Origin of the sequence: Serratia sp. L9, from assembly GCF_050632285.1 — a bacterium.
Classification (GTDB): Bacteria; Pseudomonadota; Gammaproteobacteria; order Enterobacterales; family Enterobacteriaceae; genus Chania.
Map to the genome: position 1 here is coordinate 2,717,570 of NZ_CP192591.1, position 18,094 is coordinate 2,735,663.

Genomic DNA, 18,094 nt, shown 5'->3' on the forward strand with positions numbered 1-18,094 from the left:
CCCTTACTGAGAATCATCTGCTTTGTCTGCTGAAAGGGGCATGAATTTGCTGGCCGCGTTGAAATTTTTGATCCGGATATTGGTCAGCCATCCTGGCTTCTGCCAGTGATTGTACGCTTTAACGGCCTCAGAACAGGTAACTTATCTTGAATATCAATAAATATGGTCAGCCTATTGGTTTTCCTCTTCCTGACTGGAAGCCTCTTCCCTTACCGCTACGCAGTCAGATAAGCGGCCAGCACTGCAACCTTTTGCCACTGGAAACGAGCCATTGCGAGGCACTGTATCAAGCATATTCTCTAACCGAGGATGACAGGGACTGGACCTGGCTTGGCGCGGAAAAGCCTGCTGATTTACAGGAAATGATGCTGTGGATCACCCGTAAAATTAACGATCCCAGCCTGGTTTCATGGGCAGTGACAGATACAAAAAATAACCGTCCGGTCGGCGTGGTCTGCTACAGCAATATAGACTCAGTAAACGGGGCTCTGGAAATAGGGCATGTTACCTGGTCGCCACTGATGCAGAAAACCAGCATGGGAACGGATGCGTTGTTTATGCTGCTGAAAAATGCCTTTAACTTAGGCTACCGGCGGGTTGCATGGCGCTGTGACTCGCTCAATATGGCATCAAGGAACGCTGCCGAAAGAATCGGATTTACTTTCGAAGGGCGCTTTCGTCAGGCCATGACTCGCAAGCAGCGCAATCGCGATACCGACTGGTTCTCCGTCATTGACACACAGTGGCCGGAGATTGAAAAAGCCCTGTCGGGCTGGCTTTCACCCGAAAACTTCGAGCAGAACGGCACGCAAAAGCGCAGGCTGGAAACATTCTTCTTTAACAGCCAGCAATAGATTTGGTCTGCTGGAACGATATACCGGCAGCGAAGCCATCCCCTGTTCCAACGACAGCATATCGCCAGGTCAATACCGCCAAGCAACGGGCGCCTTATTTCAACGGTAGTGCTGCTTATCCAGATCGTATTTTTTCATCCGCAGATACAGTTTTTTGCGCGGGATCTGTAAATACTCCGAAACCTCATTAATCCGCCCCTGATGCAGGTTTAACGCCTCGGTAATGATTTGCCGCTCATAGTCTTCAATGCGTTGATCCAGCGGCGGCGGTTCGGACTCGTGCAGTAATGGGTTCGAGGTTTCCGCCAGCGGCATCACCCCGACCGCAAACAGCTCTGCGGCGTTTGCCAGTTCACGGACGTTATTAGGCCATACCCGTTTTTGCAGGCGTTTGATCAGCTCTGTCGGCAGTTGCGGCAGCGGGTGGTTAAGCCGTAGGCAAGCCTGTTGCAGGTAGTGCCTGAAGAGCGGCTCGATATCGTCAGGGCGCTGGGCCAGCGATAGGCAGTTGATTTGAGTCATGGCAAAACAGTAATAGAAATCTGGCAGAATGATATGCCCGGCGGCCATTTCCACCAGCGGTGAGGTGCCAATGCCGATCAGCCGGAAGGGTTGCGGTTCTTGCCCTTGAAGCTGAATCAACCTGGCCTGCTGTGCCACGGGCAAGTAGCCAAGATTGCGTAATACCAGTGTGCCGCCTTGTGTCTGTTCTAACCATTGATCCAAGGGGGCTTCACCCTCCGGCGTCAGTTCACCGATGATTAATGGCTGCTCGCTGCGGTGGCTCATGCGGTGCAGATAACGGGCTGCCAGGGTTCTGCCCACTCCCAACTCCCCTTGCAGGTAAACCGCCAGATCGGTTTCCGCCACTTGCTGAAGACGCACCCGTAACTGTTGTATCCATTCGCTGCGGCCAATCAGATTGGCCTGCAACTGCTCCTGCTGCCAACGGCGGCGTGCGATCTGTGAACGGCGTTGGGCCAGCGCTTTGGAAACCTGTTCGAGCAACTGAGAGGGGTTGACCGGTTTTTGCAGAAAATCCCAGGCGCCTTTTTTCACCGCTTCAACCGCCATCGGCACGTCGCCATGGCCGGTGATCAATAACACGGGCAGGCAGGCATCACGGGCCAGCAGCATCGCCATCAGATCGATGCCTGAGCAACCGGGCATGCAGACATCGCTGATAACGATCCCCGGCCAGTCTTCACTGAGTAACGCCTGCGCCGCCAGCGGGTTATGACAGGCATGAACCTGGTAGCCTGCCTGGTTGAGTAACATGGCGTAGGCATCAAGGACGTCGGCATCGTCGTCGATCAACAGAATATGCTGTTCGTTGCTTAACATGGTTCAATCCACCGGTTGAAACTGTAAAACGACGCAGGCGTTGCGCGTCAGTGTAGAGGCCAGGTGCAGGCTGCCGCCCATTTGCTCCATCAGCGAAAGCGAGATGGACAGGCCAATCCCCAGCCCCACCTGTTTGCTGGTGGTGAACGGCTTGAGCAAGGATTCGGCCTGTGCCAGCGGCCAGCCGGGTCCGTTATCCCAGAGTATCAGTTGCCATCCGGCCTCATTGCGCTGCCAGTCGGCCTGGATCAGCGCTTCGGTTTGGCACACATCCAGCGCGTTGCTCATCAGATTGACCAGCACCTGTTGAATTCGCACCTCGTCGCCCAGCACTTCTGCCGTTCCCTCCGGCAGCCGCAGTTCTCCCTTTAGCGGTTGGTGGCGTAGGGTCAGTAACTCCCAGGCGGCCAGCATCGAGAGCCGTAAATCCACCGGCAGTAAAGGGCTATCTTGCTCGGTTCGTCGGGTGAACTGCCGCAGCATGCGAATAATGGCGTCCATCCTGCCAATCAACCCATCGGCCTTGGTGAGGGCGAGGAGAGCATCGTCATGCTGCCCGTGATCCACGGCCTGGCGGGCGGTAAACAGATACATCGACAGAGCGTTGAGTGGCTGGTTGATTTCATGGGCCAAGGTGGTCATGGTCTGTCCGACAACCGCCAGCTTTGCCGCCTGCACCAGTTCGTCCTGCGTGGTGCGTAAATGCAGTTCGATATCCTTACGTTCGGCAATCTCCTGCTCGAGCCTGGATTTCTGTTGATTCAGTTGGCCCAGCGTTCGCCGCAACAGACGGGCAATACGCCCCAGTTCATCGCCGCCGTATATCGGGATGGCCGCATTGGTTTCCCCGAGCCCGATACGCACCACTACCTGGTTGAGTAAGGTAAACCGCTTCACCAGGCGGGAACGAATAAAATAATGATTGAGCAGATAGACCAATAACATTGCCAGCAGGGTGGTGACCAGAATCAAACTGCCGCTGACGCGGACAATCTGCTCAAGGCGGTGATTAAAGGTTTGCATCTGCCGGTGGCTGTTGCTCAATTGCGATTCCAACTGGGTGCGGAAGCGGGCCAGCGTCGCCTCTTTGGCTTGGGTGGCCTGTAAGAGCACGTGTTGAGCCTGGAGGTAATTATTTACTGCGGCAGGCATATTGTTGTCGGCAATGCCGGTCTCCAGCAGTTCGTCGATGGTTTGGCGCAGGGTTACCGTACTTGGATGTGCTTCCAATCCCAGCATATTTTCGTTGGCCGTTTTTTTCAGGTAGGCGAGATAGCGAATCGGGCCTTCGGCAGCAGCCGGTTCTTCCCCTGAGGATTGCAGTTCGTTGAGCCGATCGCGCAGGGCATCGGTTATCTGGTTTTCTATCCGGGCCAAGGTATAAACCTGCTGTTGTTCACTTTGCACTTCGCGCAGGCGGGTTTGCAGACGCGGCATCGCCTGGCCGCTTTCCCCTCCATCTGATCGAGAAGCGCCCCTTGCTGCCAACTGAAATCCTGCACCAGCGAATTTAACTCGGTGGTGAAATCGTCATGCAGCCAACTGATGCGTGCAGCAATCTCGTTCACTTTTTCGCGGGCGATAAACATGTTGTACAGGGCACTGTCCAAGCGGCTTAACAGTTGGCGGCTTTCTGCCAAGGTAGATTGGATCTGCTGGCGTTCGGGGTTATCCAGCCGCTTACTGGCCAGCTCAATCTGCTCCAGGTGCTCCACAATCTGGTTTCTCAATTGCAGGCGTGTGTTGGTATTGGCGGCCTGTAAAAACTCGTTCAGTTGATCCACCAGCGTGTTCAGGTTGCTTTCAATAACGAAGGAAGACTGGATACGGGGAAAATAATCGTCCAGCGCATAGCGGATCTGCGAGCTTTGCTCATGCCAGGAATAGAGGCTGACGCCGCTGACGATCAGCGTCAGCAAAGCCCCGGTAAGGAACGCCCCGCGCAGGCAAGCGCTGATGGTAAGGCGCTTCATATAGCGCAGGAGCAAACGGCTCATTTCAGCTCTTCCAGCAGTTTGATGGCTTTTCTTTGTTGCTGTTGAAAGAACAATTGCCACTCCATGACCTGCTGTTCGGCTTCGCTACGCACGGCAAACTGCTTGAGGTATTGCGGATCTTCACTCTGGGCTGGTGTGACAGGAATAGCGGTTAACAACGCGCGGATCTCCGGCAGCGGGCGTTTCAAGCGGTTTTCTGCGCCATGCAGGGCTTTCCAGGCGTCCTTGAGTTGGGAAAGACGAAAGCTGATGGCGGTATCAAACAGTTTTTGCACCAGGCGCTGGCGTTGCAGGAGCAAGGGGTAATTCAGCGGTGGCTGCTGTAACAGCTTTTGCTGCTGGGCAAAGCGCGGGTTGTCAGCGGGCAGCGGGATCACCGGATATTTGCCGGTGCTGGTATCTGCCAATACTTGCTGCCCCTGTGGGCTCAGCAAAAACTGAATGAAGCGCCGGGCCTCTTCGGGGTAGTGGCTGTTATGCGTGATGGCAATATAGGTTGGTGAAGCCGAAGCCTGGGGAAAATAGCGGAACACCAGATGCGGATCGTCAAGCAGCAGGTTGGCGTAGTTGTCGATAATCGGCCCAACCGAACCCAGGCCATTTTTGATTTTATCCGCCACGCCAAAACTGCGCGATGAGATGGTGATTAAATTCCCGGCTGCAGACAGCAGGGTTTCCCACCCCGGCTGCCAGCCACGCTGTTGTAACAGCGACTCAACCATCAGATGGTTAGTGTCCGAGCGGGAAGGGCTGCTCATCAGCAAGGCCCCTTGATAGCGTGCCTGGGCCAGATCGTCCCAATCGGTGGGCAAGGGTAGCTGCTTCTCCTCCAGGTTGGTTTGATTGATCAGCAAGCCAAACCCTGAGATGGCTACCGCTACCGCCGTATCGCGGATGGATTCAGGCACCAGTTGCTGCGACTGTTCCGGGGCTCCTGGGTAATTGGCCAGGCGCTGATGCTGCTGTAAATGCTGCAGCAGCATCGGGGAAGAGGTTAGAACCAGATCGACGTTCTCACTGGCGGTACTATCAAGCAATTGCTCCAGGGAGGAACTGGTGCGGTTCAACGTGCGGATAACAACCGACTGTGGCTGGCCCTGCCAGCGGCTGATGATATAGGCGGTGGCTTCCGGCGAGAATGTGGTCGCCATCACCAGCTCATTTCTTTTGGCGTTGGTGACACCGGATAATAATAAGCACAGCATCGCGGTAAAAATGAGCGGTGAACGCATAATAAGGCTCTCTCCAATAGCAACGTTTGTGATCTTATTCATAAAATTAAAATAACGATAAAGAAATACCCATCAACATTTGAGACAAAAAGTTCTTTTCCGCCTGCCAATGGTTTTTCTCGCAGTTATAAATCAGTTGCAGGGAAATAATATCACTGATATTGGCTTAATACTGTTAACACCTTCAAAAACATCATCTGTTATGCGGGGTAAGGCCAGGCTGCATGCCCGGTGACGCCTGCACGGGGCTGATAAAACGCTGCCGGCATCCGTGAGGCTAAGCGTGCTCTGATAATAAATGGGTCAAAAGTGCGCTTATTAATGCTTTATTTGAGTCAATTTTGACACATATTACCCCGCTTGTTTTCTCTCGGGATTAATTACACCATTCATGGCGAAAGTCATTAATAAACACCAGGGCTATCGACCCGATTCCGATAAAACCTCACGGGGGAATAACATGATTTCATTATTAAAGCCGGGCGTGGCGGCCAAGGATGTTGCGCCAGAAAAGGTGCAGGCAACCTACCAGCGTTACCGGATGCAGGCATTATTGAGCGTTTTTTTAGGCTATCTGGCTTATTACATTGTTCGTAACAACTTCACCCTTTCTACGCCGTATTTGAAAGATCACCTGGATCTGAGCGCCACGCAAATCGGTATGTTAAGCAGTTGCATGCTGATTGCCTATGGTATCAGTAAAGGGGTGATGAGCAGCCTGGCGGACAAAGCCAATCCCAAGGTGTTTATGGCCTGTGGCCTGGTGCTCTGCGCCATCGTTAACGTCGGCTTGGGGTTCAGCACAGCCTTCTGGATCTTTGCTGCGCTGGTGGTGTGCAATGGCCTGTTCCAGGGGATGGGGGTTGGCCCGTCGTTCATTACCATTGCCAATTGGTTCCCACGGCGTGAGCGTGGCCGCGTTGGGGCTTTCTGGAATATTTCTCATAACATTGGTGGCGGGGTGGTTGCCCCTATCGTTGGGGTTGCCTTCGCGGTGTTAGGGAGCGAGCATTGGCAGAGTGCCAGCTATATTGTTCCGGCTGGCGTTGCCGTAGGCTTTGCGTTGGTGGTGTTGTGGCTGGGCAAAGGCTCCCCACGCAGCGAAGGTCTGCCCACGCTGGAACAGATGATGCCGGAAGAGACCGTCAAGTTGAAAGCCAGCGAGCAGGAGCAGGCACCGGAAAACATGAGCGCCTTCCAGATTTTCTGTACCTATGTTCTGCGCAACAAGAATGCCTGGTATGTGTCGCTGGTGGATGTGTTCGTCTACATGGTGCGTTTTGGCATGATCAGTTGGCTGCCTATCTACCTGCTCACCGTGAAACATTTCTCCAAAGAAGAAATGGGTATCGCGTTTCTGTTCTTCGAATGGGCGGCAATACCTTCAACGCTTTTGGCCGGTTGGCTTTCGGATAAGCTGTTCAAGGGGCGTCGTATGCCGCTGGCGATGATCTGTATGGCGATGATCTTTGTCTGCCTGATCGGCTACTGGAAGAGCGACTCGCTGTTGATGGTCACCATTTTTGCCGCCATCGTCGGCTGCCTGATCTATGTGCCGCAGTTTCTGGCATCGGTACAGACTATGGAGATCGTCCCCAGTTTTGCGGTAGGTTCAGCGGTCGGCCTGCGCGGCTTTATGAGCTATATCTTTGGGGCAACCCTGGGTACCAGTCTGTTTGGCGTGATGGTCGATCAGATGGGATGGAACGGGGGATTCTATCTGCTGATGGGCGGCGTGGTGTGCTGTATTCTGTTCTGCTATCTTTCCCATCGTGGCGTGCTGGAGCTGGAGCGAGAAAGGCAACAGCAGAAGGAAGAGCATCTTGCCCAGCCGTTGGTGGCTCAGTAACGGGTGTTTTAACGCAATAAAAAAACGGCGCTTTAAGCGCCGTTTTTAATGGTCATGCCGCGATTACTTCTTGATGCGGATGATCGGGGTTTCGCCAACGGTTACGCTGCCGGACAGTTTGATCAGCTCTTTGATCTCGTCCATGTTGGAGATAACAACCGGAGTCAGGGTCGACTTGGCTTTCTCTTCCAGCAAGGCCAAATTGAACTCGATAACCACATCGCCTTTCTTGACGCGCTGGCCTTCTTCCGCGATGCGTTTGAAGCCTTCGCCTTTCAGTTCAACGGTGTCGATACCAAAGTGCACGAACAGCTCAATACCGCTGTCGGATTCGATAGAGAACGCATGGTTGGTTTCGAAAATTTTACCGATCGTGCCATCAACCGGAGCAACCATTTTGTTGCCAGCAGGTTTGATAGCGATGCCATCGCCAACGATCTTCTCGGCGAATACTACGTCCGGTACATCTTCGATATTGACGATTTCGCCAGAAAGTGGAGCGACGATCTCGATAGTGCCCATGTCTTTCTTGTCATCAGAAACCAGAGATTTCAGTTTATCGAACAAACCCATGATCTTCTCCTAAGCATTAAATTGGGCGGCGTTCCAGTGTCGTGGAAGTTTAGCAGAGTGTCTTTTCTTCGATGAATTTATTTACGCAATTCATCAAGTCTTGTGCCGTTGGCTGTGCCAAGGCTTGTGCTGCTAACGCCTTCACATCTTCGAAGTTCGTATTACGAATAATTTTCTTGATGCGCGGGATTGAAATCGCACTCATGCTGAACTCATCCAGCCCCATGCCCAATAACAACAGTGTAGCACGTTCATCACCAGCCAGTTCACCGCACATACCGGTCCACTTGCCTTCTGCATGAGATGCATCAATAACCTGTTTGATCAGGCTAAGCACTGATGGGGACATCGGGTTATAGAGATGAGAAATCAGCTCGTTGCCGCGATCTACTGCCAGAGTATACTGGGTAAGATCGTTTGTCCCAATACTAAAGAAGTCGACTTCTTTCGCCAGGTGATGAGCAATCACTGCGGCGGCAGGTGTTTCCACCATTACGCCAACTTCAATGGTTTCGTCAAAGGCTTTGCCTTCTTCGCGCAGTTGCGCTTTCAGGATTTCCAACTCGCCTTTCAGATCGCGCACTTCTTCAACCGAAATAATCATCGGGAACATGATGCGCAGTTTGCCGAAAGCAGAAGCACGCAGAATGGCGCGCAGCTGGGCGTGCAGGATTTCACGGCGGTCCATGGCGATACGGATCGCGCGCCAGCCCAGGAACGGGTTCTCTTCTTTTGGCAGATTCATGTACGGCAGGTCTTTATCGCCGCCAATGTCCATGGTACGGACGATAACTGCCTGTGAGCCCATGGCCTCTGCGACGGCTTTATAAGCCTGGAACTGCTCGTCTTCGGTCGGCAGTGATTCGCGGTCCATGAACAGGAATTCGGTACGGTACAGGCCGACACCTTCAGCGCCGTTGCGCTCTGCACCTGCGACGTCGCGCACGGTACCGATGTTGGCACAAACTTCAACCTGGTGTCCGTCCAGCGTGATCGCTGGCAGATCTTTCAGTTTGACCAGATCGTTTTTCTCGGTCTGGTATTGATTCTGAACGGCTTTCAACTGCTCGATTACGTCGGCGGTCGGGTTAACGTAGATTTTGTTGTTAACCGCGTCCAGGATCAGGTAATCGTCGTTTTTCACCTGCTTGGTCACGTCGCTGGTGCCTACGATCGCGGGCAATTCCAGAGAGCGGGCCATGATTGAGGTGTGGGACGTGCGGCCACCCAGATCGGTGATGAAACCCAGCACTTTATCCAGATTCAACTGTGCAGTTTCAGACGGTGTCAGGTCGGAAGCGACCAGGATCACTTCATCCTGAATGGCGCTCAGATCGACAATCGCCAAACCTAGAATGTTTTGCAGCAGACGCTTACCGATATCACGTACGTCAGCCGCACGTTCCTTCAGGTATTCATCGTCCAGTTCTTCCAGCGCTTTCGCCTGGCCTTCGATCACGGTGTAAGCTGCCGCATCGGCAGACGCCAGATCGTCTTTTATGAGGGCTATGATTTCCTGCTCAAGCTCTTCGTCTTCCAGCAGCATGATATGGCCTTCGAAGATAGCTTCTTTCTCTTCACCGAAGGTTTGACCAGCTTTGGTCTTGATCACTTCCAACTGTTCAGACGCCTTCGCGCGGCCTGCCAGAAAACGTGAGACTTCCTGCTCTACATGGTCTGCAGAGATTTTTTCCGGTTGATGACAATTTCATCTTCTTTCAGCAAGAGAGCCTTACCAAAAGCGATACCCGGTGATACTAAAATGCCTGAAATCATAACCCTACCTTACTCTTGACTGGTGTTAACTAAAAAGACGGGCTGATTACTCAAGCTCTGCCATCAGTTTTACCAAGTGCTCAACGGCTTTCTGCTCGTCTTCACCTTCAGCTGAGATGGTTACTACGGTCCCTTGGGTCAGGCCCAGAGTTTGCAGCTTGAACAGGCTTTTGGCGCTGGCGCTTTTGCCGTTGGAAGTTACAGTGATGTCAGACGTGAAGCCTTTGGCTTCTTTCACGAACTGAGCAGCAGGGCGAGTGTGCAGACCATTCGGAGCGGTAATAGTAACTTCTTGCTGGAACATTGATATTTCCCCAACTTATTGGATTAAGGTTGTGGAGCTAAAGTTTAGCCTAACGGCGTGATTTTAGCTTGTCTGGTTAGCGCCTGACTATGGTACAGGGGCGAGCGTTGATGCAACTTAAAACGACACTTTAGGCACTTAAGATCAAAAAAACGGGCTTCTGGTGTCGTTTCAATCAGCTTCCCATTATGCCGTGTTTTTCGCTTGGGCGACAAATGAGTAAATCGATTCAGCTTAAACAATAGCCGGGAGGTGATTAATTTTGCGCATCGAATTAATTGCCCGGTTAAATACTAAAGCCAGCGGATAAAATCAATCTTTGAGTGGTGTAAACTTTGATCCAGTCCACAAAAAAGCACCCCGAAAGGTGCTTTTTTAGCTTTTTGTGCACGGTTTGCGTTACTGCTGCAGTTCTTGTTCCGTGAACAAATCTGCGAACAACGCGGTGCTTAAATAGCGTTCACCTGAGGAGGGCAGAATAACCACAATTGTTTTGTCGGTAAAGTCTGCTTCTTCGGAAAGTTTGAGCGCTGCCACAACGGCTGCACCGGATGAGATCCCCGCCAGGATACCTTCTTCTTCCATCAGGCGGCGCGCCATACTGATGGCTTCGTCGTTGGTGACCAGTTCAACACGGTCAACCAGGCTCAAGTCCAGGTTGCCTGGAATGAAACCGGCACCGATGCCCTGGATTTTATGTGGGCCTGGCTTGATTTCCTGCCCGGCCAATGCCTGGCTGATAACCGGGGAGTCGGTCGGTTCAACCGCCACGGTGGTGATGTCCTTGCCCTTGGTATTCTTGATATAGCGACTCACGCCGGTCAGCGTACCGCCGGTGCCGACCCCTGCGATAAACACATCGACTTCGCCGTCGGTATCTGCCCAGATTTCCGGGCCGGTGGTTTTCTCATGAATTTCCGGGTTGGCCGGGTTGCTGAACTGTTGCAGCAGGATATAGCGGTTTGGATCGGTGGCAACAATCTCTTCAGCCTTGGCGATCGCCCCTTTCATGCCCTTTGCGCCCTCTGTCAGAACCAGGTTGGCACCCAGTGCTTTCAGCAGTTTACGGCGTTCGATGCTCATGGTTTCCGGCATGGTCAGCGTTAGCTTGTAGCCACGTGCCGCCGCCACAAAGGCCAGGGCAATACCGGTGTTGCCGCTGGTCGGCTCCACCAGTTCTTTGCCCGCGGTAAGAATGCCGCGTTTTTCGGCGTCCCAGATCATATTGGCACCGATACGGCATTTGACGCTGAAACTCGGATTGCGAGATTCAACCTTGGCGAGGATGCGTCCGTTGCCGATACGGTTCAGACGAACCAGCGGCGTATGGCCGATTGTTAATGAGTTGTCTTCGTAAATCTTGCTCATAGCCCGTCCTTTAACTCTATGAAAATGTAGGGAACGTCGAAAGCATACGCTAACGGTGCCGGCAGGGAAGTAAAGAATTGGTATATAGATATGTTATTAGAGAATAACTTTTATATCCGTCGTCTTCCAGGCTGCAGCGTGGTTACCTGCACACACTGACCTTGTGCTGTACAGGGCAATACAACTGCCGCGGGCGCAGAGATGCGCTAGCGCGGTCAACTTCAAATCCATAGGATATACGCATAATCGAAAGGGCGCCAAAAGCGCCCCTGTGCAAGACATCATCCATTATTGGCGCACGAACTCTGCACGATAACGGTCTACCCACATCGCAGTCGCGCCACAAACGGCCACCGGCAGGATCACCAGATTAAGGATAGGGATCATGGTGAACAGGCTGACCAGAGCCCCGAACTGCAGGTTATCGGCTTTGTGTTGCCGCAATGAGCGGCGCATATCGGCAAAGCTGACTTTGTGGTTATCAAACGGGTAATCACAGTATTGAATGGCCAACATCCAGGCGCTGAACAGGAACCACAGCACCGGCGCCAGCGTCTGGCCGATACCCGGCACAAAGTAGAGCAATAGCAGCACCAGCGCACGGGGCAGGTAATACATCAGCTTACGCCATTCGCGGGACATGATGCGGGGCAAATCTTTGGCGATGCCCAGCATTCCGGTATCCGGCAGTTGTTTACCGGTGAGACTGCCTTCCAGTTGTTCGGCCAACAAACCGCAGAACGGCGCGGCAATCAGGTTGGTGAGGGTGCTGAACAGATAGCTGAACACCAATAAAACCGAAATCACCGCTAACGGCCAGAGCAAATAGCTCAGCCACTGCAGCCAATCAGGTATATGGCTCATTATGCGTGGGATCCAGTCACCCAGGCGGCTAAACAGCCACCAGAAAGCGGACCCCATCAGCAGCACGTTAACCAGCAACGGCAAGACGACATAACGTTTTATCCCAGGGCGTGAAATCAGACGCCATCCTTCGGCAAAATAGTGGATGCCACTGGTGGATCGGGTCGGGGGCTGCATATAGGACATATCTTGGTATTATCTCTTTGACTGAACAGGCTCGCCTATCATATCGATATGATTTTCCACTGGCTAGCGTGTTTTTGGCTGAAAAAACAGCAAAAAAACGCAGTATAATCATCTTTATTGCCATAAAGTTCAGCACGGACTTGCACTTGTGCCTGAGGGCAAATAGAGTTAAAGAGTGAATGTTTGCCGCGGTGGCAATGTATTGGAACAACAGAGATAGCAATGATGCAGGATTTGCGTCTGATATTAATCGTTGTTGGCGCGATCGCCATAATAGCGTTGTTATTGCATGGTCTTTGGACCAGCCGTAAAGAACGCTCGTCACTTTTTCGCGATCGCCCAGCTAAACGCTCGAAAAAAGAACGTGAACCAACTCCAGTTGATGAACCTGCCGAAGGTGTGGGGGAGGTACGTATTCGTGCCACTCGCCCTCAGGACGAGCCATCAATGGGCCATTTTGATACCGCACGCGAAGAGCCCGTGATTGCTCCACGGCCTGTTCAGCCGGCTGCTCATCATCCCGCACCGCTCTCACAGCGGCCGGATTACGATGACATTCTGTTGGATAACTACGCGCAGGACGAAGACGACGATGAGCCGCAGCAATCTGCACCGCGCCGTGAACCGCGCGTTGACGATATGCCGCCGGCACATACGCCTGAGCCAGCATTCCATCACACGGAACCTGTGCATCAGCCCAAGCCGGAAGTTGTCACGGCACAGCCTGCGCACGAACCTAAGTTGGCGCCAGAGCCGCTGAAACCGGCAAAACTGAAAGAGACCGTCCTGGTGTTGCATGTTGCTGCACATCAAGGCGGCGTGATCGGTGGCGAAGTGTTGCTGCAGAGCGTGCTGCAGGCTGGCTTCCAGTTTGGCGAAATGGGGATCTTCCATCGTCATATCAGCCCGGCGGGTAGCGGCCCTGTGCTGTTCAGCCTGGCCAACATGGTCAAGCCTGGGTCATTCGATCCGGAAATGATGTCTGATTTCTCTACGCCGGGCGTATCGATGTTTATGATGGTGCCGTCTTACGGCGACGCGAATCAGAACTTCAAACTGATGCTGCAGTCGGCCCAGCGTATTGCCGACGATGTGGGTGGCGTGGTGCTGGACGATGAGCGCCGCATGATGACCCCGCAGAAATTGGAAACCTATAAAGCGCGCATCCGCGAAGTGTTGGAGAACAACGCCTGACCGGTTGCCACGCGTACTAAACAATCTTTAATCCTTAACCCAATGGATTTCTAATTTCAGCAAGGCGGCAAGTCACTGGATCCCCGGGAGCTTACATAGGTAAGTGACTGGGGCTAAGGGATGTAGCCAACAAAGCTATAATTTGAAAGACGAAGGGTACAAAGCCCCCGCCAACCGGGGGCTTTTTATCTTTGATGGTGAGCCATGGCATCGATAATCCAACAAATCAATCAACTACGAACCTCACTGCGCCATCACGAATATCAGTATCACGTACTTGATGCGCCGGAGATCCCGGATGCGGAATACGATCGTCTGATGCGTGAACTGCGTGAGTTGGAAGAGGCGCATCCAGAGCTGGTGACCGCAGATTCGCCAACTCAACGCGTGGGCGCGGCCCCGTTAGCGGCGTTTGATCAGGTACGCCATGAAGTGCCGATGCTGTCACTGGATAACGTCTTTGACGACGAGAGCTTTCTGGCATTTTACAAACGAGTACAAGATCGCCTGAAAAGCAGTGAACCGCTGAATTTCTGCTGTGAGCTGAAGCTGGACGGGCTAGCCGTCAGCCTGCTGTACGAGGAGGGTGAACTGGTGCGTGCCGCGACCCGTGGTGATGGCACTACCGGTGAGAATATTACCTCCAACGTGCGCACCATCCGCGCAATCCCGCTGCGCCTGACCGGTGAGAACATCCCACGCCGCCTGGAAGTTCGCGGTGAAGTGTTTATGCCGCAGGCCGGTTTTGAAAAGATGAACGATGAGGCACGGCGCAAAGACGGTAAAATTTTCGCCAACCCGCGTAATGCGGCGGCGGGGTCGATTCGCCAGCTTGATCCGCGCATTACTGCCAAGCGCCCTCTGACCTTCTTCTGCTATGGCGTTGGCCTGCTGGAAGGGGGCGAGCTGCCGCGCAGCCACTGGGAACGCCTGATGCAGTTCAAAGCCTGGGGCCTGCCGGTGAGCGATCGCGTCAGGTGCTGTACCGGCAGCGATGAAGTGCTGGCATTTTATCGTCAGGTGGAGCAGGACCGTGCTCAACTAGGTTTTGATATTGATGGCGTAGTCGTGAAAATTGACGACATCGATCTGCAGGAAACCCTCGGCTTTGTTGCGCGGGCTCCGCGTTGGGCCACCGCATTTAAATTCCCGGCGCAAGAGCAGATCACGCAGGTGCGGGAAGTGGAGTTCCAGGTTGGGCGGACTGGCGCAATTACGCCGGTGGCACGTTTGGAACCGGTGCTGGTGGCGGGGGTGATCGTCAGTAACGCCACGTTGCATAATGCCGACGAAATTGACCGCCTTGGCCTGCGCATTGGCGATACGGTGATCGTCCGCCGCGCCGGTGATGTCATCCCGAAAGTTGTCGGGGTGATAGAAGACCGCCGCCCACCCAATGCACGAGAAGTGGTATTCCCGCTGCATTGCCCGGTTTGTGGCTCCGACGTGGAACGGGTGGAGGGCGAAGCCATTGCGCGCTGCACCGGTGGCCTGATCTGCGGCGCTCAGCGCAAAGAGGCGTTGAAGCACTTTGTTTCCCGTCGTGCGCTGGATGTTGACGGCATGGGCGATAAAATCATCGAACAGCTGGTCGATAAGGAATACGTCAAAAACCCGGCGGATTTGTTCCGTCTTTCGGCTGGCATCATGACCGGGCTGGATCGTATGGGCCCCAAGTCGGCTCAGAACCTGGTCAATGCGCTTGCCACCGCCAAGCAGACCACTTTTGCGCGCTTCCTGTATGCGTTAGGCATTCGTGAAGTCGGCGAGGCCACGGCAGCCAACCTGGCTGCGCACTTTGGTTCACTGGAGAAACTGCGGGTGGCGGATTTAGAGGCGCTCAAGCAGGTGCCGGACGTTGGCGAAGTCGTCGCCAGGCACGTAGTGAATTTCTTTGCCGAAGAGCATAACCAGCAAGTGATTGCCGAGCTGGTCGGCCCGGAAATCGGCATTAACTGGCCTGCGCCGGTAGTGATTGTGAGCGAAGAGATAGACAGCCCGTTCGCCGGTAAAACCGTGGTGCTCACCGGTTCCCTGAGCCAGCTTTCACGCGATGAGGCCAAAGATCGGCTAACCGCGCTGGGGGCCAAGGTCAGCGGCAGCGTTTCCAAGAAAACCGATCTGGTGATTGCCGGTGAGGCTGCCGGTTCCAAGCTGGCCAAGGCGCAGGAGCTGGGTATCGAGGTGATCGACGAAGCGGAAATGATCCGCTTGCTGGGTGTCTGATGGAAAAAGAAAACCTGATTGAAATTGCCAACACCGTCATGCCGTTTGGAAAATATCAGGGCCGGGTGCTGATCGACCTGCCGGAAGAATATCTGCTGTGGTTTGCCCGTAAGGGCGAATTCCCCAATGGTAAGCTGGGCATGCTGATGGAAATGACGTTGGCGATTAAAATTGAAGGGCTTGATCATTTGGTCAAACCACTGAAGCGAAGTTAGGGCTTACACATAATGCTTGTCAGACAGGCAACTGAATATCCCAGTAGTTAGCTAATGGCCACGCCCCTCTGCCTGTGGGAGAAGGGGCTTTTTTCCCGTTACCTTACCTCTCAGCCAGCCGCAGCCTGGGCCAGTGCTCCAGCCACTGCTTTTCCACCACGCGCTGTTCAAACGCAGCAAGATTGTTACTTTTGGTGTTGAAGGTAATGGTGTCGTTGAACAGAGCCTGAAGGCCGAAAGGGGCGATAAGCGAGATATTGTCATCGGCATGCAGTCTGGCACCGACGGCGGTTTCGAGCTCCGTCCAGTAACTGATGGCGTCCTGGCTGCTGGCGTAAGGTGCCCGGTTGCTACGCAGGTGCATACGCGCCTGATTTTTTACCGACCAGGGGCGATCCAGCCACTCCACCAGCCGTGATTCCAGCATTCTGTCGCGCTCGGCGTCACGGCGGTTAGAATCGAAATGGACCACATCAATATCGTTTAGCGGCGTATTGCTACTAAACCCATGCCGCCTGTCCCAAACCAGATTGCGCACAAACCCCGCCCCCAGACACCAATCGTGCAGGCCAAGACGCCGGGCGGCGTACAAGGCTTGCATGCGCTCACTATCTTGTTGTAACCAGATAATAATCTGTTGTTGCGGGTCCATTTTTTCTCCTTTGCTGGCGCTACTGTACCCTGAAGCGAAGGAAGGGGGAATCTGTTGGTCGATTCAAGTGCAGACACTAACCGAGTCTCTGCTGTCGTCAATCTTGGCTACCGGAACCGGTTTTCCAGCGGCGTTTGACCGGTATTGAACTGAAAGACGCAAGTGATGACCCGGCACGGTGTGGCCGGGTCATCACTTTATTCCCAAATTGTTCGCTGAGCTCACTGTTTAGGGCTGGTGGATTCGGTACGCCGCATTGGTTCCCCATGTTGCTACCAATAGGTTGCCATTGGGGGCAAGTGCTAATCCCACCGGGCTTGTCAGACCCTGCGTAATAACCGTGCGAACGCCTTCCCGGTTGATATGGCTGACGGTGGTTCCGCCATAGTCGACCACGTAGGCGCCATCCGGGCCCGCAGGGACGATACCGACACCGGGGCTGTTCAGCTCGTTATTGATGGTTTTCGCTTTTTGTCCGCCAGAAACCAGAGATATCCCCCCAGCGATATTGTTTACCAGCAGATCGCCGTTGGGGAGTTCGATCACGCCTACCGGTGTCTGCAGGCCTTCGGCCACCACTTCTGTTTTGCCGTCTGGCTGCGCGGCCAGGATCTGGTTGGTTCGGCGATTGGCGATCAGCAAACGGCCACGTTGATCAAAGGATAGCCCTGCGGGCGTGGCTAACCCCTGAACAAAAACCGTTTTGTTGCCCTCTGGCGTAAAGCGCCACACGAGGTCCTGGTTATAGGAGGCGACGTAAATATCTCCCTGGCGGGAAATAGCCAGCCCGGAAGGGCCACTGAGTCCGCTGGCGAATACGTTTCTCTCGCCTTTGGGTGTGAAGCGCAATACGGTGCCTGATGACCAGTTCGCAACGTAGAGATTACCGTTGGCATCGTAGGCCATGCCGACCGGTGAACTGAGTTTGTCATAGGTGGCAGTTTGTTCCAGTTGCCATTGATTTGCCGCCCGTTGCTGCGCCATCGCTGGCGGGCTCAGCAAAACTGGCGAAATAACAACCAGCCATGAAAAAAAGGCAAGCGATCTCATTAGGCGATCTCCCTGGAGAAAATTTCCTTAGCGGCGGACAGCCCGTTAAGCGCTGCCGGGAAACCGGCATAAACGGCCATCTGCATGATGACTTCGACAATTTCCTGCTGTGAGCAACCGACGTTTCGGGCTGCGTGAATATGCACCTTGAGTTGCGGTGAAGCGTTTCCCAAGGCGGTTAACGCAGCGATCACAGCAATCTCCCGGGACTTGAGATCAAGACCCGGTCTTGAATAAATATCACCGAAGGGGAACTCAATGAGCAGCTGTGCAAAGTCAGGGGCAATGTCTTTCAGGCTTTCAATGACGTTTTCGCCAGCCTGACCATCAACCTCTTTCAGTTTGGCCAAGCCGCGGATATAGCGTTCGTTGTTCATAGAATGGGTCCTGTTGTGAGTGAGGACTGACAC

At 53.7% G+C, this 18,094-nt stretch carries 14 protein-coding genes and 2 pseudogenes; 5 read left to right on the forward strand and 11 right to left on the reverse strand.

The window, feature by feature from the left end; genetic code table 11:
- The first annotated feature begins 146 nt into the window (after positions 1 to 146).
- On the forward strand, positions 147 to 854 hold the full coding sequence (locus ACQ86O_RS12845; protein ID WP_431225522.1) for a GNAT family N-acetyltransferase: 708 nt from the start codon (positions 147 to 149) through the stop codon (positions 852 to 854).
- A 99-nt stretch (positions 855 to 953) separates the two neighbouring features.
- On the opposite strand, the gene pgtA is transcribed toward ACQ86O_RS12845, so the two are convergent.
- The 3 genes and pseudogenes from pgtA to ACQ86O_RS12860 form a co-directional block, all read right to left on the reverse strand.
- Positions 954 to 2,198, reverse strand: a complete 1,245-nt coding sequence (pgtA, locus tag ACQ86O_RS12850) for a two-component system response regulator PgtA (RefSeq protein ID WP_431225523.1) — start codon at positions 2,196 to 2,198, stop codon at positions 954 to 956.
- A 3-nt stretch (positions 2,199 to 2,201) separates the two neighbouring features.
- Positions 2,202 to 4,195, reverse strand: a pseudogene (pgtB, locus tag ACQ86O_RS12855) (two-component system sensor histidine kinase PgtB).
- On the reverse strand, positions 4,192 to 5,469 hold the full coding sequence (locus tag ACQ86O_RS12860) for an ABC transporter substrate-binding protein (protein WP_431225524.1): 1,278 nt from the start codon (positions 5,467 to 5,469) through the stop codon (positions 4,192 to 4,194). Before ACQ86O_RS12860 ends, pgtB begins: the two are co-directional and overlap by 4 nt.
- Before the next feature lie 418 nt (positions 5,470 to 5,887).
- Here ACQ86O_RS12860 and pgtP point away from each other — a divergent pair, with 418 nt between their 5' ends.
- Positions 5,888 to 7,276 (forward strand): phosphoglycerate transporter PgtP, encoded by a 1,389-nt coding sequence (gene pgtP, locus ACQ86O_RS12865; RefSeq protein WP_431225525.1) that lies wholly within the window; start codon positions 5,888 to 5,890, stop codon positions 7,274 to 7,276.
- 63 nt (positions 7,277 to 7,339) lie between these two features.
- On the opposite strand, the gene crr is transcribed toward pgtP, so the two are convergent.
- The 5 genes and pseudogenes from crr to cysZ form a co-directional block, all read right to left on the reverse strand.
- Entirely contained in the window at positions 7,340 to 7,849 is a 510-nt protein-coding gene (crr, locus tag ACQ86O_RS12870) for a PTS glucose transporter subunit IIA (protein WP_021178690.1), read from the reverse strand.
- Positions 7,850 to 7,898: 49 nt separating this feature from the next.
- A pseudogene (ptsI, locus tag ACQ86O_RS12875) lies at positions 7,899 to 9,625 on the reverse strand (phosphoenolpyruvate-protein phosphotransferase PtsI).
- Between the two features lie 46 nt (positions 9,626 to 9,671).
- A complete protein-coding gene (ptsH, locus tag ACQ86O_RS12880; RefSeq protein ID WP_004936458.1) occupies positions 9,672 to 9,929 on the reverse strand; it encodes a phosphocarrier protein Hpr in 258 nt (85 codons plus the stop codon).
- Between the two features lie 399 nt (positions 9,930 to 10,328).
- Positions 10,329 to 11,297, reverse strand: coding sequence for a cysteine synthase A (gene cysK / locus ACQ86O_RS12885; protein WP_431225526.1), 969 nt, complete (start codon positions 11,295 to 11,297; stop codon positions 10,329 to 10,331).
- A gap of 288 nt (positions 11,298 to 11,585) precedes the next feature.
- On the reverse strand, positions 11,586 to 12,347 hold the full coding sequence (gene cysZ / locus ACQ86O_RS12890; RefSeq protein WP_431225527.1) for a sulfate transporter CysZ: 762 nt from the start codon (positions 12,345 to 12,347) through the stop codon (positions 11,586 to 11,588).
- 222 nt (positions 12,348 to 12,569) lie between these two features.
- On the opposite strand from cysZ, the gene zipA reads away from it, so the two are divergent.
- The 3 genes from zipA to ACQ86O_RS12905 all read left to right on the forward strand — a co-directional run bounded on the left by zipA (position 12,570) and on the right by ACQ86O_RS12905 (position 15,982).
- Entirely contained in the window at positions 12,570 to 13,541 is a 972-nt protein-coding gene (zipA, locus tag ACQ86O_RS12895; RefSeq protein ID WP_431225528.1) for a cell division protein ZipA, read from the forward strand.
- 204 nt (positions 13,542 to 13,745) lie between these two features.
- On the forward strand, positions 13,746 to 15,767 hold the full coding sequence (ligA, locus tag ACQ86O_RS12900; protein ID WP_431225529.1) for an NAD-dependent DNA ligase LigA: 2,022 nt from the start codon (positions 13,746 to 13,748) through the stop codon (positions 15,765 to 15,767).
- Positions 15,767 to 15,982, forward strand: a complete 216-nt coding sequence (locus tag ACQ86O_RS12905) for a DUF3820 family protein (protein ID WP_380672377.1) — start codon at positions 15,767 to 15,769, stop codon at positions 15,980 to 15,982. The genes ligA and ACQ86O_RS12905 overlap by 1 nt, the downstream gene beginning before the upstream one ends.
- Positions 15,983 to 16,085: 103 nt before the next feature.
- Here the strand turns inward: ACQ86O_RS12905 and ACQ86O_RS12910 are convergent, their stop codons facing one another.
- The 3 genes from ACQ86O_RS12910 to ACQ86O_RS12920 all read right to left on the reverse strand — a co-directional run bounded on the left by ACQ86O_RS12910 (position 16,086) and on the right by ACQ86O_RS12920 (position 18,061).
- Positions 16,086 to 16,634: a nucleotidyltransferase family protein gene (locus ACQ86O_RS12910; protein ID WP_431225530.1), complete on the reverse strand. Its 549-nt coding sequence runs from the start codon at positions 16,632 to 16,634 to the stop codon at positions 16,086 to 16,088.
- Between the two features lie 228 nt (positions 16,635 to 16,862).
- Positions 16,863 to 17,684, reverse strand: a complete 822-nt coding sequence (locus ACQ86O_RS12915) for an NHL repeat-containing protein (RefSeq protein WP_431225531.1) — start codon at positions 17,682 to 17,684, stop codon at positions 16,863 to 16,865.
- A complete protein-coding gene (locus ACQ86O_RS12920; RefSeq protein WP_431225532.1) occupies positions 17,684 to 18,061 on the reverse strand; it encodes a carboxymuconolactone decarboxylase family protein in 378 nt (125 codons plus the stop codon). Before ACQ86O_RS12920 ends, ACQ86O_RS12915 begins: the two co-directional genes overlap by 1 nt.
- Positions 18,062 to 18,094: the final 33 nt, after the last annotated feature.

Bases quoted from the DNA above. Each gene is read 5' to 3' on its own strand.
- pgtA (WP_431225523.1), bottom strand. From the start codon at position 2,198: ATGTTAAGCAACGAACAGCATATTCTGTTGATCGACGACGATGCCGAC.
- ACQ86O_RS12860 (WP_431225524.1), bottom strand. From the start codon at position 5,469: ATGAATAAGATCACAAACGTTGCTATTGGAGAGAGCCTTATTATGCGT.
- pgtP (WP_431225525.1), top strand. From the start codon at position 5,888: ATGATTTCATTATTAAAGCCGGGCGTGGCGGCCAAGGATGTTGCGCCA.
- crr (WP_021178690.1), bottom strand. From the start codon at position 7,849: ATGGGTTTGTTCGATAAACTGAAATCTCTGGTTTCTGATGACAAGAAA.
- ptsH (WP_004936458.1), bottom strand. From the start codon at position 9,929: ATGTTCCAGCAAGAAGTTACTATTACCGCTCCGAATGGTCTGCACACT.
- cysK (WP_431225526.1), bottom strand. From the start codon at position 11,297: ATGAGCAAGATTTACGAAGACAACTCATTAACAATCGGCCATACGCCG.
- cysZ (WP_431225527.1), bottom strand. From the start codon at position 12,347: ATGTCCTATATGCAGCCCCCGACCCGATCCACCAGTGGCATCCACTAT.
- zipA (WP_431225528.1), top strand. From the start codon at position 12,570: ATGATGCAGGATTTGCGTCTGATATTAATCGTTGTTGGCGCGATCGCC.
- ligA (WP_431225529.1), top strand. From the start codon at position 13,746: ATGGCATCGATAATCCAACAAATCAATCAACTACGAACCTCACTGCGC.
- ACQ86O_RS12905 (WP_380672377.1), top strand. From the start codon at position 15,767: ATGGAAAAAGAAAACCTGATTGAAATTGCCAACACCGTCATGCCGTTT.
- ACQ86O_RS12910 (WP_431225530.1), bottom strand. From the start codon at position 16,634: ATGGACCCGCAACAACAGATTATTATCTGGTTACAACAAGATAGTGAG.
- ACQ86O_RS12915 (WP_431225531.1), bottom strand. From the start codon at position 17,684: ATGAGATCGCTTGCCTTTTTTTCATGGCTGGTTGTTATTTCGCCAGTT.
- ACQ86O_RS12920 (WP_431225532.1), bottom strand. From the start codon at position 18,061: ATGAACAACGAACGCTATATCCGCGGCTTGGCCAAACTGAAAGAGGTT.